We start from the raw sequence: 14,863 nt of genomic DNA, 5'->3' as shown, positions 1-14,863 counted from the left end.
ATTTGAACTTAAAGCAAATAAATATGATTTTATTTATGAACAGGGTTTTAACATAAAATCAAATGTTATTAACAGCCAGGTATTATCATTATCTGCATTTACAGAATGGAGACTACATCTTAATGTAAAATGGCTAAATACTTAACATAAGTTAAATTGTTGGTATTCCACAATTTAGGATTTTATTGAATTTGGGAACATGAATTATTTTCTTGTTTTTTGATTCCGGGCATAAATTTTTCTTGATTTAATTACAAATATTATATCATTTTTTGTTCCATATCATGCTCAATAAATTCCATTCAGTAATCTTTAATCGTTCAGATTAGGTATTTTTGTTTAGCATTCAGTGTTTAAATTAATGAGGCAATCCCGGGAGATTAAAACATTTATTTTCAGCCAGTACTTTTCAGAAGGATTGCGTATTACGTTCGGTGTACTTCTCCCCTCTTTGGTTTTCTTTCATTTAGATCAGCTTGAAGTCGGTTTAACTATCTCATTAGGAGCAGTTTGTGTAAGCATTGCAGATAATCAGGGACCAATTAATCATAAGCGTAATGGAATGCTTTTTTGCAGTATTTTCGTTTTTCTTACCACCCTTTTAACCGGCCTTATAAATAAGTATCCAGTCCTCCTGGGTTTGGAAATTATTATTTTATGTTTTTTTTATTCGATGTTCTCTGTTTATGGGAACCGTGCATCCTCTATCGGAACCGCAGCATTGCTTGTTATGATTCTTTCCATAGATCATGATGTTACAGCTTCTAAGGGTGCGATGGGGCATGCTCTGTATATTTTAGCAGGTGGTATGTGGTATATGATGCTAAGTCTTTCCCTTTCACAGATCAGACCTTACAGGCTTGCGCAGCAGGCAATGGGAGAATGTATCCGGGAGGTAGCACAGTATGTGAGGCTAAAGGCTGATTTCTATGATCAGGAAACAAATTTTGACCAAAATTACAAAAAACTGATTTCTCAGCAGGTTGTTGTCCATGAGCAACAGGACTCTGTCAGGGAATTATTATTCAAAACCAGGTTGATGGTTAAAGAGTCAACGTTAGCGGGTAGGCTGCTTATTCTAGTATTTGTTGACATTGTAGATTTGTTTGAACAAACTATGGCAACTCATTATGATTACCTGACCCTCCATAAAACCTTTGGGAAGTCGAATTCATTAAAGGAGTTTAAATCAATCATCATTAAACTTTCGAAGGAACTCGAAAATCTAAGTTATTATATCATCAGTAATGAAATACCGCAGCGTCTGAATGACTTCAAATACGAGTTGGAAAGGTTAAAAAAGTGTATTGACCAGGTTGAAGAATCAGGCACCAACGCCTTTGTCCTAAAAAAAATTCTGATCAACGTTAGAAACATGGTCAGTCGCGTAGATAAAATATATACTTACTTCAATCAGAAACAATTGACCGGGCAGGAAATAAAAAACGAGGTCGATTTAAGCAAGTTTGTTTCCCACCAGAATTTTGACTTCAAGATATTGAAGGAGAATCTCAGTCTGAAATCATCCATCTTTCGCCATTCAATAAGAGTGGCGCTTATGTGTTTTATCGGTTTTCTGGTTTCCAAATTGTTTCCTGTTGGTTACCATAGTTATTGGATCCTACTAACAATTCTTGTTCTGCTTAAACCGGCATATAGCCTAACTAAGCAAAGAAACATCGAACGGCTGATCGGTACCATTATTGGAGGAGTAGCCGGGGCACTTATCTTAATTTTTATTAAGGATCAAACCGCCCTGTTCATATTTCTGCTTCTCTTCATGGTTGCGGCCTATAGTTTTCAGAGACTAAATTATATTGTAAGTGTCCTGTTCATGACACCCTATATTCTCATTTTATTTAGTTTTCTGGGTGAAAGCAATCTCAATATAGCTCAGGAAAGAATCATAGATACTTTTATTGGATCATTTATAGCATTGTCTGCCAGCTATCTTGTACTTCCTAACTGGGAGTCACGCCAATTTAAGGACTTTATGCGGGAGGTATTAATTGCTAATTATCAATATCTGCAAAAAGTTGCCATTATTCTTTCAGGAAGTACCGTTGATATCACTGCCTATAAACTGGCCCGTAAGAACGTGTATGTAAATTCAGCCAATCTGGGCAGTGCATTTCAGAGAATGCTCTCAGAACCAAAAAGTAAACAGCAAAACAGTAAGGAGCTTCATAAAATTGTGGTATTGAATCACATGCTTTCATCTTATACAGCAACACTGATAACTAACCTCCAGCAGATTAACCCCTTAATTGTAAACGATTTACATATTAAATTGATTAGAAGGTCTTTATATACTCTATCTGAAGTAATTAAAAGTATGAAAGATGTCGAACTGGAAGAAATTGAGATCAATATACCCGACTCAAAATCTTTTAGCAAAAGCTCAAATGAATCAGATTTATTATCAGAGCAGCTTGAACTGGTCAATAAATTAATCCTTGATCTTCAAAAGCTTATTCAGAATCAAATTTCAACAGAGGAACTAACCAATCAGTCCTCTTGAATTAGCTGTTCAGTCTGTTTTTCTTTTCGACCATTTTTGAAGGCTTCACGTGGCCTTAGGCCTAGTAATTCAAACATTTCCATGTCTTCATTAAATGCCGGGTTTGGTGTGGTCAGTAACTTATCGCCGGCAAATATTGAATTTGCTCCCGCCATAAAACATAAAGCCTGATCAGTTAAGCTCATTTCTGTTCTTCCTGCCGATAAACGTACCACAGTTTTAGGCATAATAATACGTGCTGTAGCAATCATTCGAACCATTTCCCAAACTGAAACTCTGGGTTGATCAGCCAAGGGTGTTCCCTTTACAGGTACAAGTGCATTAACTGGTACCGACTCGGGGTGTTTAGACATATTTGATAATGTTTTTAGCATTGCAATACGATCGTTGACCGTTTCGCCAAGACCAATTATTCCACCACTACAAACGGTGAGCTTAGCTTTACGCGCATTATCAATCGTTTTTAAACGATCATCGTAAGTTCTTGTAGTGATAATACGCTTATAATCGTCCTCAGAAGTATCCAAATTGTGATTATAGGCATAAAGACCTGCATCAGCCAAACGCTGTGCCTGCGTTTCGGAAAGCATTCCAAGAGTACAGCAAACTTCCATATCAAGGGCATTTACTGAACTGACCATCTCGATAACGCGATCAAAATCCCGGTTATCCCTTACCTCCCTCCAGGCTGCACCCATACATAAACGGGATGCTCCGGCATCTTTGGCTTTTTTTGCTGCTTCTGTTACCTGTTCAACAGACATAAGAGCCTGAACTTCGAGATCAGTCTGATACCTGGCAGCCTGGGGACAATAGGCACAGTCCTCAGGACAACCTCCTGTTTTGATCGATAAGAGACTGCTGATCTGGACTTCAGAATAATCTTTGTTTTCTCTGTGGACTGTTGCTGCACGATAAATTAAATCGAGTAGCGGACTGTGATATATCTCTGCTATTTCTTCTTTTGTCCAGTTATTTCTAATCTCGGTCATAAAATGTTCCCCATGTTAAATTGGGATGAACAAATTTAAAATAAAAACAGCAGCATAAAAATGGAAAATGTATTACAATGGCTATAGTAACAAGCTACTTGCTAATCCTAATAACAGTAAAAATCCACATACGTCTGTAAATGTGGTTATTATTATAGACGAGGCAATTGCAGGATCAATACCTACTCTTTTGAGCATCAATGGTATAGATGATCCTGCGACTCCAGCAATGATCAAATTTCCGGTCATGGCGGTAAAAATCACAAGTCCCAGCATGGGGTTATGATCATAAAATAAGGCAAACAGAAAAACAATACAGCCAATGGTTGCACCATTAATTAATCCCACAGTAAATTCTTTCAAAACTGTTCGGTATGCCTGATTATCAGTAAGATCATTCAGCGAAATACGACGAACCGTAACGGCCAGGGCCTGTGTTGCTGCATTTCCTCCCATCCCTGCTATGATTACCATATAGCCTGCAAGTATACCCATGCTGGCAAGGGTGCTATCAAAATGGCGAATAACTGAAGCCGCTAAGAATGCAGTGCCCAGATTCAATACCAGCCATGGTAATCGGCTTTTAACAGCCTCTTTCCAGTTACCTGCCAGCTCTTCATCCTCTGATACCCCCGAAATCTTTAAGATATCTTCCGTGTTTTCCTCTTCCATAACATCGATCACATCATCAAATGTGATCCGTCCCAGCAGATGCATCTGATCATCCACAACCGGGATACTGGTGAGGTTATATTGAGAAATTAATTTTGCTACTTCTTCCTGATCCGTATCTGCCTTTACATAAACAAAGTCAGATTTGATCAGTTCCAGGATCCTGACATTGTTGCGGGATTTAATAATATCTTTCAGTGAAACTATCCCTTTGAGTGTATTATGATGATCGATTACATTAATTGTGTAAAATTCCTCCATCTCTTCAGACTGGCGGATAATTTCTTCCAATGCCTCCTTTTTCAGAAAATTTTCATTGATCTTGATCACCTGGGTGTTCATTAAGCCCCCGGCAGTATCCTCTTCGTATTTTAATAATGAACGAATATTAGATGCATCCTCTTCATCGAGTTCCTCCAGAATCTCAAGCTGTTGTTGTTCGGGTAGTTGACTGATGATATCTGTGGCATCATCATAATCCAGTTCTTCTACGATCTCTGAACGCCTTTCGGGGTGCAGATTTTCTAATAACTTCTCAGGGTGAAACTCAGCATCCATCTCAGAAATAACTTCAGAGGCAAGTTCTGCAGGTAAAATGCTGATTATTCGCTCTCTTGATTCCTGAGATAAATTCTCAAAAAGGATCGCAATTTCCGAAGGATGGTATTCTGACACCAGTTCTTTTAAGACATAGTCATCTCCTTCAAGCGCACGCTTGATTTTTAAAAGATCTGATTTATCCAATTCGAAAGATTGCATACTATAAAAGTAGGTAATAGAGATGAGAATTGCCCCGATTTTGTCTCATTAGATATGAGAATATTGCGTCGGAGCAATATTTAATTGAAGCCTTATTAAAATCAACTTTTATTAAGCCAGCCTTTTCTCCAGAAATAGATCATTTGAGCAATGGCAATCACTAACATCCCCCCAATAGTGTACATGTATCCATTCTCTGCATAAAGTTCAGGCATATTATTATATAAAATTTTCCCTGTTTTTGGATCCTGAAAGGCGAAGTTCATTCCATATACACCTGCAATAAAAGTCAGAGGAATAAAGATGGATGAAATAATGGTTAGTACTTTCATGATTTCATTCATCCTGTTGCTGATAAATGATAAATTCATATCTAACAAACTGGTTGTTATATCTTTATAACTTTCTACCAGATCTATGATCTGCATACAATGATCATACGTATCCTTAAGGAAAGATTTCGATGATTTACTGATTAGTTTAGAATCACTTCTGATCATATCATTGATTTTATCGCGCTCAGGCCAGGCTGTCCTGCGTATCATGATCATCTCCCTTTTAATATTCTGTGTTTGGAACATGAGCGTTTTATCCGCTTTACGGTACAAGAGCTCTTCAATAGTTTCGAGTTCATCACCCAGTTTATAAATCAGAGTGAAGTAATTATCAACTATTATGTCCATAAGTGCATACATCAGATATGATGTACCCCCTACCCTGATATTCCCTTTTCCCCCTTTCAGCCTGTGGATGACAGGTTCAATGGTCTTCGAATAATTTTCCTGAAAACTGATCAATAATTTAGGGAATACTAAAAAAGAGACCTGTTCATTCTCAATCTCCAATTCCGGGTTCACATAAAGCATCCTGCTCACAGCAAAGATATAATCATCATATTCATCAACCTTTGGCCTTTGACGAGTATCGGCTATATCCTCTATAACCAGTTTATTGACGCTGAATTTTTTTTCAAGATACTCCAGAAGATTAGCATCCCCAATTCCCCTGATGTCTATCCAGCGATTAAGATCAGGAAGCAGGTCAAGATGAATAGCGAGTTCATCAACCGACTTTATTTTTTCGGTGTAATACTCGTCTTCATTATAGGAATGCACTGTTATCTCGGGTTTCAATACCCCTTCATAAAATTGTATAGAACCAGGACTAGTGCCTTCAATAGGTATATATTTTTGTGATTTTAATCTGATGCGCCGAATCTTTGCCATATTATAAATATTTTATGCTCTGGGGGCCCTGATTAAAAAGAAGGTCCACAATGCTCAAGTTAGGTAAAAACCCATTTCTTTCTTCAAAAACCTGAAAATATGGTTTCAAACTGATATCAGAAGGATACTTTGGATGTAAACTTTCCCGGTAATCATCCAGTTCCGGATAAGTTGTTTCAAAGCTATTGGTATAATTGTATCTGATATTGATTTTCAAAATGCGGTTTAGCAGACGCAATAAATCCTCATTATAATCGAAAAGAAAATCCCATTTCTTTTCATAAAAATTGGTCAGATCATCTTCGTAGTATTCAAAATATGCTGAGCTACTATATGATGTTTGCAAGCTCATCAAGTGCTGTCTTTGCCACTTAAAGTCGTAGCTTATTCTGACGTCTTTGACAAGAGTATGGTTTTTGGAACCCTTGATTACAGGCACAATAAGATTTAAAGCTCCGTTTGGGGAATGGATTATTGCTCTGTTCCTGTAGCTTTGTTTCCGGAAATTTTCTGCATTCTCTATTAGTAAGTTATCCTTATGCTTAAGTATTTTACTAAAATACTCAATGGAAGGAAGATAAAATAAAGGGAATACTGCACCTTTTTCCATCGTATAAGTTAAGTTTGTAAACCAGAAGCCGAAATTAGCAATTAAACGGCCACGCTGCAAGGAGTTAATAATAAGCCGGGGAATGAATATTTCATCCTAATCTGCATATTCAAATCTTAATGAATCGATTTACATTCCGGATTATTTCTGCTATATTATATCTTATATCCCTTCTCCCATTCCCTGTTTTATATTGCCTTTCAGATATTCTGTTTTTATTCTTGTTTTACATTATTAAATACAGAAGAAAGGTTGTTTCAAAGAATCTGTTAAACTCATTTCCTGAAAAAACAAAATCTGAGCTTGAGCAGATAGAAGAGCGATTTTACCGCTATCTGGCAGATTTGATGCTTGAATCTGTCAAAACAATTTCAATTAGTGCTAATGATATTAAAAAAAGATTTGTGTTTAAAAATCTGGAACTATTGACAAAAAACTTTCAAAATGGCAGATCGGTGATTGCTGTTTCCGGACATTATGGTAACTGGGAATGGGGACCGGTCGCAATTGGCCTTGAACTGAAAGAAAAAGTACTGGTAGTTTATAAGCCCTTATCAGATAAACGATTTGAGGGACTGATGAATTCGATGCGTTCCCGTTTTGGATCTGTTATGGTTCCTATGAAACTGACGCTCAGGAAAGTGATTGAGTATAAAAATGAGCCAAATGTGCTGGTGCTTGTGGGTGATCAAACTCCGACCCGGGAAGAGTCTCAGTATTTTACCAATTTTTTGAATCAGCAGACAGCCGTGTTTCTGGGTGTGGAAAAAATAGCCTTCAAGCTAAAAAATCCAATTGTTTATTTTAGTATAAATCGAATTAAAAGAGGTTATTATGAGTGTGTAGTTAAATCTTTAATTGATAATCCTGAGCACACCAAGGAACATGAAATTACTGAAGCTCATACTAAAGAACTTGAAAAAAATATCCTTTTACAACCGGAATATTGGTTATGGTCCCATAAAAGATGGAAATTTAGTCCGGAGAATTTAAAAAATGACTAAGGTTCCAAAAGTAGCGGCTGTAATCCTGAACTGGAATGGTAAAAACTTTCTTGAAAAGTTTTTACCATCTGTTGTAGCCAGCACCTTTCCGGGTCTTGAAATTGTTGTTGGGGATAATGCGTCCACAGATAGTTCCATTGAATTCCTGAAAAAGAAATATCCGACTATAAGAATTATTCAAAATGATAAGAATTATGGTTTTGCCGGAGGTTATAACAGGATACTTGAACAGCTTGATACTGAGTATTTTATTTTGCTTAATTCAGATGTTGAAGTTTCACCTGGCTGGATAGAACCAGTGATTCATTTGATGGAATCTGAAATGTATATTGCTGCCGCGCAACCAAAGATTCTATCCTATTCTCAAAAAGACCATTTTGAATATGCCGGTGCTGCCGGGGGCTACCTGGATTCTTTGGGTTATCCTTTTTGCAGGGGCAGAATATTTGACACAGTTGAACAAGACCATGGGCAGTATGATGATCAGTCTGAAATCTTCTGGGCCTCCGGTGCTGCTTTATTTATAAAACGTAAATATTGGATTGAAATTGGGGGTCTTGATCCGGATTTCTTTGCCCACATGGAAGAAATTGATCTTTGCTGGCGGCTCAAGAATAAGGGTTACATGATTGTATTTTGTCCGAAATCAAAAGTATATCATGTTGGAGGTGGAACACTGAAAGCAGAAAGCACTTTTAAGACCTATCTGAATTTTAGAAATAATCTCGTGTTACTTCAAAAAAATCTGTCCTTTGGCAAAGCATTTCTAGTGATTTTTATCCGTTTCTGGCTTGATCTGCTCTCATTAATTAAATATCTTATTGATGGTAAACCTGGAAACGCAATGGCGATAAGCAAAGCTCATTTCTATTTCATTGGACATCTTTTTAAGAATACTATAAAGGCCCGTAAGATAAATGTTTCAAAATTTAATGCTTCCGGCCTCTATAAGGGAAGTATTGTTTGGCAGTACTTTATCCGGAAGAAAAAAATATTCAGCAGTTTAAAGAAAACTATCTAAAGCCATTTTGTATCCGGGCAGACCGAAACCGGTCAAAACTCCCTTGCAGTTTTTCCCTGTAAGTGATATATGCCGGTATTCTTCACGTGAATAAATATTGGAGATATGTACTTCAACAACAGGGGTTTTGATAGCTGCGATGGCGTCGGAAATAGCTACAGAAGTGTGTGTATAGCCACCACCATTCAATATAATACCATCATAACTAAATCCAACCTCATGTAATTTGTTGATAATTTCGCCTTCAACATTACTCTGAAAATAATCGAGCTGGACTGAACTGTATTTAGATTTTAATTCTTCAAAATAAGTATCAAAGCTGCTATCACCATAGATAGATTTCTCTCGTACACCCAGTAAATTTAAGTTTGGTCCGTTAATTATTTGTATTTTCATCGATTATTCGTGATTTATGATCTCAAAATTATGAATACCATTGGCGTTTCATTGATCAAACATAAAAAATAAATTGGACTGGCAAACAGTACTTATTGGCTTTAAATCATATTTAAGATTAGAGCGTTCATTATCGGCGAATACTATCGAGGCATATTTACATGATGTGGATATGCTGATGCAGTTTTTTAAAGGCAAATCTCTAAAAAAAGAGGTATCCGAAGTATCAGGTAGTGATTTGAAGGATTTCTTAGTTTGGATAAATGAACTTGGAATGCTTCCTCCCACTCAGGCAAGGGTTTTATCAGGCTTAAAAGCCTTTTTTAAATACCTGCTTCTAGATAATCAGATTAAAATTGATCCATCTGCGCTAATTGAGAGTCCTAAAACCAGCAGGAAATTACCCGACACACTCAGTATAGTAGAAATCAATAAATTGATTGAAGCCATTGATCTTTCAAAAGCCGAGGGAATGCGTAACAAGGCCATGCTTGAAATTTTGTATGGCTGTGGATTAAGAGTATCAGAACTCACAAGCCTTAAAATTTCGAATCTGTTTTTGGATATTGACTTCATTAAGATTTTGGGAAAGGGAGATAAGGAGCGTTTGGTTCCGATTGGATCAGAGGCTATAAAATTTCTTAGGATATTTATTGAGGAAGTTCGGGTTCATATAGCTGTGAAGCCCGGAAAAGAGGATTTTGTGTTTTTAAACATGCGTGGAAATCCCATTTCAAGGGTAATGGTATTTCTTATTATTAAAGATCTCGCAAAAAAAGCCGGTATCAATAAAAGTATAAGTCCGCATACCTTCAGACACTCCTTTGCAACCCATTTGATTGAAGGTGGCGCCGACCTCAGAGCCGTTCAGGAAATGTTAGGTCATGAAAGTATTACCACCACCGAGATCTACACTCATCTGGACCGTGATTATTTGCGGGATACCATTATTCAGTTTCATCCCAGAAGCTGATCTTATTGTTCTTCCCTAAAATAAACCTTGTAGTAATTCATCGATTTATCATCATCAAAGCCCTTTTCAATCAGCTCCTTGTTTCCATGAATATAAATATGAAAGTTCTTATCGAGTTTTAAAACGCTTTTAAACACCCTGGATTGTTTCTTTACTGCGGCCCCCGAAATATCAAATGGCTGATCAATGCCTGCATCAAATTCCTCATTGTATTCCCGGCTAAATTTTTTGAATGATTCAATTGCTTTGGGATTTTCGATCACTTCCTCAGAGAATTCATCCAGATCGAAACTATCTTTCTCCTTGAAATATTTCATAGAACGGTTCAACAAGTCAATCTTATCAGCTTTTGAGATATCAAACTCATCATCTATTTTGCTGGTAATGAAGTTTTTATAAACTCCCAATGTTGTATTTGTCTTGTTGAAACTATCATTTCTGATCTTTAATTGTAAAAAGTCATCCTTCCAGTAAGCTGCATCGCTTCTGTTAGTCTGATCAATAAGCATCACCCTGTATCCCTCCTCCTTTTCAGTATTGAAGATGAGGCAGCCTTTGTCCAGTTTCTGGATGTTGATGGCATCTTCTTCATAGCTAAGTGCAAAACCACCTTGTTCCGGACTAACTTTCAGATAACTTTCTTTGCTCTCGGATTTAAAAATTCCAATGGCATCAAGCAATTCACCTTCCAGTTGTAAATCTTTAAATGAGGCAATATACAGCTCCCCTGCCTTAATTTTGGGATGATCTGAGCTTTCATACAGGTATTTTGCTATGTTTCCGCTTAGTTCATGAAAGCTGACTTCATCTGAAAACATCAGGGAACTGAAATGGAACAACTCATTAAGATTAAGATCGCCGCTTGAGTGAGTAAACCTGTATACCTCATTTGCCTTTTCAAATGGCGACAAAAAATACTTTATCAGCAAGCCCCTTAAAACTTCATCAGCAATATTTAGTGGTTGCTCAGACAAAATATAAAATTCATCCTGAACCTTATTTCCAACCCTATGGACGGAAATCAAATCTAATGAAGCTTTGAAAAATGAAATCATAATGTGTTTATAATAAGATTATTATATTAATTAATATAAATCTTTAGTTAATATATTGGCTCCTGATCATTCTGTATTTTCCGCTCAGATCCTGTCTTAATTCAATATTTTTAAACCCCTTTTGTTTTAATAATTGAACAGTCTCCCCTCCCAGGTTTTCATTGATCTCCAGATATAAAGACCCATTTGTATCTGAATGTTTTATTGCGAAATCAGCAATCGCCCTGTAGAAAATAAGCGGATCATCATTGGGGACGAATAATGCCAGATGTGGTTCATGCTCTAGTACATTAGGCAGCATTTGTTGCTTTTCTGCCTCTGTAACATATGGTGGATTACTTACGATAATCCCGAATTTCTCATCTATTAGTTCTCTGCTTATTGGATTCAATATATCATCATGAATAAAATGTATCCTGGTTTTATTTAAAGCTGCATTTTGCTTTGAAACACCCAATGCTTCAGGAGAAATATCAAGCGCATAAAGCTGAGCTTCAGGAAGATTTTTTTTCAGGGATATTGGAATACAGCCACTTCCTGTTCCGATATCAATGATTTTTAGTCCCCCTATCGATATTTTGGAGTTAGGGACGTCTGAGAGTATCCATTCAACCAGTTCTTCTGTCTCGGGTCTTGGAATGAGTACTGAGGGATATACCTTAAAGGTTAGTCCATAAAATTCTGTTTCACCAATAATGTATTGAAGCGGTTTTCCGGTTTTTAATTCTTCCAGTATTTTTAATAATGATTCATATTTATCAGCAGGAATTTCTGTATCCTTTAAATTCAGGTATTCTGCCCGTTCAATTTTGCAAATATGGCTGATACTTAACCAGGCAAGACTACCAGCTTCCCGCCTATCGTAAACAGGGTTTAGGCTGTCAGTAAAAATCCGTTCGGCTTCTCTAAAAGTCATGCCGCAAAGTAAACCAATTCAGCTGAAAAATAAACAGAATGAAGGCTTTCTGTACGATTGAATATAAATAAACTGGCCATGAATGATTTTAAGCAATTCATAGCTATTTTTGTACTATGTACTCCCATCAAAACTACCTCCAGCGTTGTATTGATCTTGCCCGTCTTGGAGCCGGTTCTGTTAGTCCGAACCCAATGGTGGGATCTGTTATAGTTTGTGATGATAAAATTATCGGAGAAGGCTATCACAGAGTTTATGGACAGGCACATGCCGAGGTAAATGCAATTAATCAGGTTTTTGAAACACATGATAACGCTAAAGAGCTTTTAAAACGATCGACCATTTATGTTAATCTCGAGCCTTGTTCCCATTTTGGCAAGACTCCTCCATGTGCAGATCTCATTATTTCAAACGAAATTCCAAGAGCTGTAATAGGTTGTCGTGATCCCTTTGATCAAATAAATGGTAAAGGAATCGAAAAACTCAGGAATGCCGGAATTGATGTTGTGGAAGGTGTCTTAACGGAGCAATGCATCGATCTCAACAAACGATTCTTTACCCGTATTCAAAAGCAAAGACCCTATATTATTCTAAAATGGGCGCAAACGTCTGATGGATTTTTTGCACCAGCCGACAAGTCCCAGAAATGGATAAGTTCACAAAATGCAAAGCAATTAGTTCATCGCTGGAGGACTGAAGAAGACGCGGTATTAGTAGGAAAGAATACGGCATTAGCCGATAATCCCAGGTTGAATAGCCGTGAATGGCCCGGAAGAGATCCAACACGAATAGTAATTGACAGACGATTGGAACTGCCGGAGGATCTGAATGTTTTTGATCAGAGTCAGGATACCATCATCTTTAATGAGCAAAAAACCGATCTGGTTGACAGAATTAAATATCTGGAACTTGAAGATTTTGATAATTTACTCCCTCAATTAATTGCTTACCAGCTTTATCTGATGGATATTCAATCACTAATTGTTGAAGGTGGCGCTGAAACACTAAATCTGTTCATAAAAGCTGGTTTATGGGATGAAGCACGTGTTTTTACTAGTCCCCAAAACTGGAATTCAGGTATCCCAGCTCCAAAACTCTTTGGAAAGCCAGGTGAAACACAAACCGTCGGACCGGATGCACTAAACATTTGGTTTAATAAAGAATAATATGATTTATATCTTCCTGAGTGTTTGTTGCAGTGTATTTGTATCGGTCTTACTGAAACTGGCAAAGCGTTATGAGATAGATACCCGACAGGCTATTGCATGGAATTATTCCATAGCTGGTGTTCTTACCTGGTTCATTTTTAAACCTGAAATTCCGCAGTTTACTGAAACAATATATCCGGTTTACATTGCTCTTGGGCTATTATTACCATCACTATTTGTAGTATTAGCTCTATCTGTTAGGTATACAGGGATTGTAAAAACTGATGTAGCCCAGCGTTTATCACTTTTTATTCCCGTGCTTGCAGCATTTATGGTATTTGGAGAACCATATTCCCTGATGAAAATTGTAGGAATCGTAATTGCCTTTATCGCTATAATTTTTTCTGTACCATGGCAAAAACAAACTGAAACTTCACATTCCTATTGGATTTACCCTTTGATTGTATTCATTGGAATGGGAATTATCGATATACTATTTAAACAGATTGCCAGAACTGAAAATATTCCCTTCACATCTTCCCTCCTTGTAGTTTTTACTTTAGCATTTATTATTTCAATCTTATATCTCTTATATCAGATTCTGGTAAATGGATTAAAGCTGACCATAATCAATTTAATTTGTGGCTGGATTCTGGGAATTGCCAATTTCGGAAATATTGTATTCTATCTGAAGGCTCATCAAACCCTAAGCAATCAACCTTCTGTGGTGTTTTCTTCAATGAATATTGGTGTAATCCTGCTTGGATCAGCAGTTGGTGTTCTTATTTTCGGGGAAAAACTAAGCCGCTTAAACTATGCCGGAATTGTTCTGGCACTGATTTCAATTTTGGTCCTTACCCTGGCACAATAATGCTTTTTGACGATACTTATAAAACGATCCGGGAGCTATCTAAAGGTGTCTACCGTGATAAGGGTAGTAAATTTATAGCATATCTTTACCCTCTTAGTTCTGAAAATGATATGAAGGATATTATAATTGCCTTAAAAGCTGAGCATCCTAAAGCCAGACATCATTGCTGGGCTATGCGCCTGAGTCCCGACAGAACTGTATTTCGTTTAAATGATGATGGCGAACCATCGGGTACGGCAGGCAGACCAATTCTTAATACTTTATTATCCAATGAATTAACCAATGTTATGGCAGTAGTTGTCAGGTATTTTGGTGGGACATTACTTGGGGTGCCCGGCCTGATCAATGCCTATAAATCGGCGACAGTTGAGGCTGTTAAAAATGCTAAAGTCATAGAGAAAACTGTGAATTCAGTATTCAGGATAGAATTTGGACATCCCCAAATGAATGAAGTGATGAAAGTTGTAAAAGAAGAAGATCTCAAAATAAGTAGTCAAAATTTTGATCTGAATTGTTCATTTTTGTTGGAAATCAGGCAATCTCAGGTAAATAAGGTGCTTGGAAAGCTCGAAAAAATTGAGGGTTTGAAGTGGAAATAGTATGTGGATGAAGCCACACTGGAAAAAGATTATAACGTTTAAATAGTGGTGATCCTCAATTAGCTATTATTTATGGCTTATAAACCATTAAATATAATAC

The 14,863-nt window shown here is 37.0% G+C and carries 14 protein-coding genes; 7 read left to right on the top strand and 7 right to left on the bottom strand.

The window, feature by feature from the left end:
* Positions 1 to 361: 361 nt before the first annotated feature.
* Positions 362 to 2,521, top strand: a complete 2,160-nt coding sequence (locus Q8M41_RS06970; protein WP_305364527.1) for an FUSC family membrane protein — start codon at positions 362 to 364, stop codon at positions 2,519 to 2,521.
* Here the strand turns inward: Q8M41_RS06970 and bioB are convergent.
* The 4 genes from bioB to Q8M41_RS06950 form a co-directional block, all read right to left on the bottom strand.
* Positions 2,509 to 3,513, bottom strand: a complete 1,005-nt coding sequence (bioB, locus tag Q8M41_RS06965) for a biotin synthase BioB (protein WP_305364526.1) — start codon at positions 3,511 to 3,513, stop codon at positions 2,509 to 2,511. The genes Q8M41_RS06970 and bioB overlap by 13 nt on opposite strands.
* An 81-nt stretch (positions 3,514 to 3,594) precedes the next feature.
* Complete coding sequence (gene mgtE / locus Q8M41_RS06960) at positions 3,595 to 4,944, bottom strand: magnesium transporter (protein ID WP_305364525.1); 1,350 nt, start codon at positions 4,942 to 4,944, stop codon at positions 3,595 to 3,597.
* Positions 4,945 to 5,045: 101 nt separating this feature from the next.
* On the bottom strand, positions 5,046 to 6,170 hold the full coding sequence (corA, locus tag Q8M41_RS06955) for a magnesium/cobalt transporter CorA (protein WP_305364524.1): 1,125 nt from the start codon (positions 6,168 to 6,170) through the stop codon (positions 5,046 to 5,048).
* A gap of 1 nt (position 6,171) precedes the next feature.
* Positions 6,172 to 6,780 (bottom strand): WbqC family protein, encoded by a 609-nt coding sequence (locus Q8M41_RS06950; protein WP_305364523.1) that lies wholly within the window; start codon positions 6,778 to 6,780, stop codon positions 6,172 to 6,174.
* Between the two features lie 119 nt (positions 6,781 to 6,899).
* On the opposite strand from Q8M41_RS06950, the gene Q8M41_RS06945 reads away from it, so the two are divergent.
* Together Q8M41_RS06945 and Q8M41_RS06940 are read left to right on the top strand one after the other, a co-directional pair.
* Positions 6,900 to 7,784, top strand: coding sequence for a lysophospholipid acyltransferase family protein (locus Q8M41_RS06945; protein ID WP_305364522.1), 885 nt, complete (start codon positions 6,900 to 6,902; stop codon positions 7,782 to 7,784).
* The gene (locus tag Q8M41_RS06940; RefSeq protein ID WP_305364521.1) at positions 7,777 to 8,805 is read left to right on the top strand and encodes a glycosyltransferase family 2 protein; all 1,029 of its coding nucleotides are present in this window, start codon (positions 7,777 to 7,779) and stop codon (positions 8,803 to 8,805) included. Before Q8M41_RS06945 ends, Q8M41_RS06940 begins: the two co-directional genes overlap by 8 nt.
* Here Q8M41_RS06940 and aroQ read toward each other — a convergent pair.
* On the bottom strand, positions 8,788 to 9,201 hold the full coding sequence (gene aroQ / locus Q8M41_RS06935; protein ID WP_305364520.1) for a type II 3-dehydroquinate dehydratase: 414 nt from the start codon (positions 9,199 to 9,201) through the stop codon (positions 8,788 to 8,790). The two genes, Q8M41_RS06940 and aroQ, sit on opposite strands and share 18 nt — an antisense overlap.
* 73 nt (positions 9,202 to 9,274) lie before the next feature.
* Here aroQ and xerD point away from each other — a divergent pair, with 73 nt between their 5' ends.
* Complete coding sequence (gene xerD, locus Q8M41_RS06930) at positions 9,275 to 10,174, top strand: site-specific tyrosine recombinase XerD (protein WP_305364519.1); 900 nt, start codon at positions 9,275 to 9,277, stop codon at positions 10,172 to 10,174.
* A gap of 2 nt (positions 10,175 to 10,176) precedes the next feature.
* On the opposite strand, the gene Q8M41_RS06925 is transcribed toward xerD, so the two are convergent.
* Both Q8M41_RS06925 and prmC read right to left on the bottom strand, forming a co-directional pair.
* Positions 10,177 to 11,229 carry a nucleoid-associated protein gene (locus tag Q8M41_RS06925; RefSeq protein ID WP_305364518.1) on the bottom strand — a complete coding sequence of 351 codons (1,053 nt, stop codon included), beginning with the start codon at positions 11,227 to 11,229 and terminating at the stop codon, positions 10,177 to 10,179.
* 43 nt (positions 11,230 to 11,272) lie between these two features.
* Entirely contained in the window at positions 11,273 to 12,145 is an 873-nt protein-coding gene (gene prmC / locus Q8M41_RS06920) for a peptide chain release factor N(5)-glutamine methyltransferase (protein WP_305364517.1), read from the bottom strand.
* 116 nt (positions 12,146 to 12,261) lie between these two features.
* Here prmC and ribD point away from each other — a divergent pair, with 116 nt between their 5' ends.
* Genes ribD through Q8M41_RS06905 form a run of 3 tightly spaced genes read left to right on the top strand, consistent with a single transcriptional unit; the run spans position 12,262 to position 14,763 of the window.
* Positions 12,262 to 13,311, top strand: coding sequence for a bifunctional diaminohydroxyphosphoribosylaminopyrimidine deaminase/5-amino-6-(5-phosphoribosylamino)uracil reductase RibD (ribD, locus tag Q8M41_RS06915; protein WP_305364516.1), 1,050 nt, complete (start codon positions 12,262 to 12,264; stop codon positions 13,309 to 13,311).
* A 1-nt stretch (position 13,312) separates the two neighbouring features.
* Positions 13,313 to 14,164 (top strand): EamA/RhaT family transporter, encoded by an 852-nt coding sequence (locus tag Q8M41_RS06910; protein ID WP_305364515.1) that lies wholly within the window; start codon positions 13,313 to 13,315, stop codon positions 14,162 to 14,164.
* Positions 14,164 to 14,763 carry a YigZ family protein gene (locus tag Q8M41_RS06905; RefSeq protein WP_305364514.1) on the top strand — a complete coding sequence of 200 codons (600 nt, stop codon included), beginning with the start codon at positions 14,164 to 14,166 and terminating at the stop codon, positions 14,761 to 14,763. The genes Q8M41_RS06910 and Q8M41_RS06905 overlap by 1 nt, the downstream gene beginning before the upstream one ends.
* The last annotated feature ends 100 nt before the right edge of the window (positions 14,764 to 14,863 follow it).

The sequence above is a fragment of the Daejeonella sp. genome (assembly GCF_030684675.1).
Classification (GTDB): domain Bacteria; phylum Bacteroidota; class Bacteroidia; order Sphingobacteriales; family Sphingobacteriaceae; genus Daejeonella.
The sequence above is the reverse complement of the archived record's forward strand: the minus strand, read 5'-3'. Positions and strand labels throughout refer to the sequence as shown.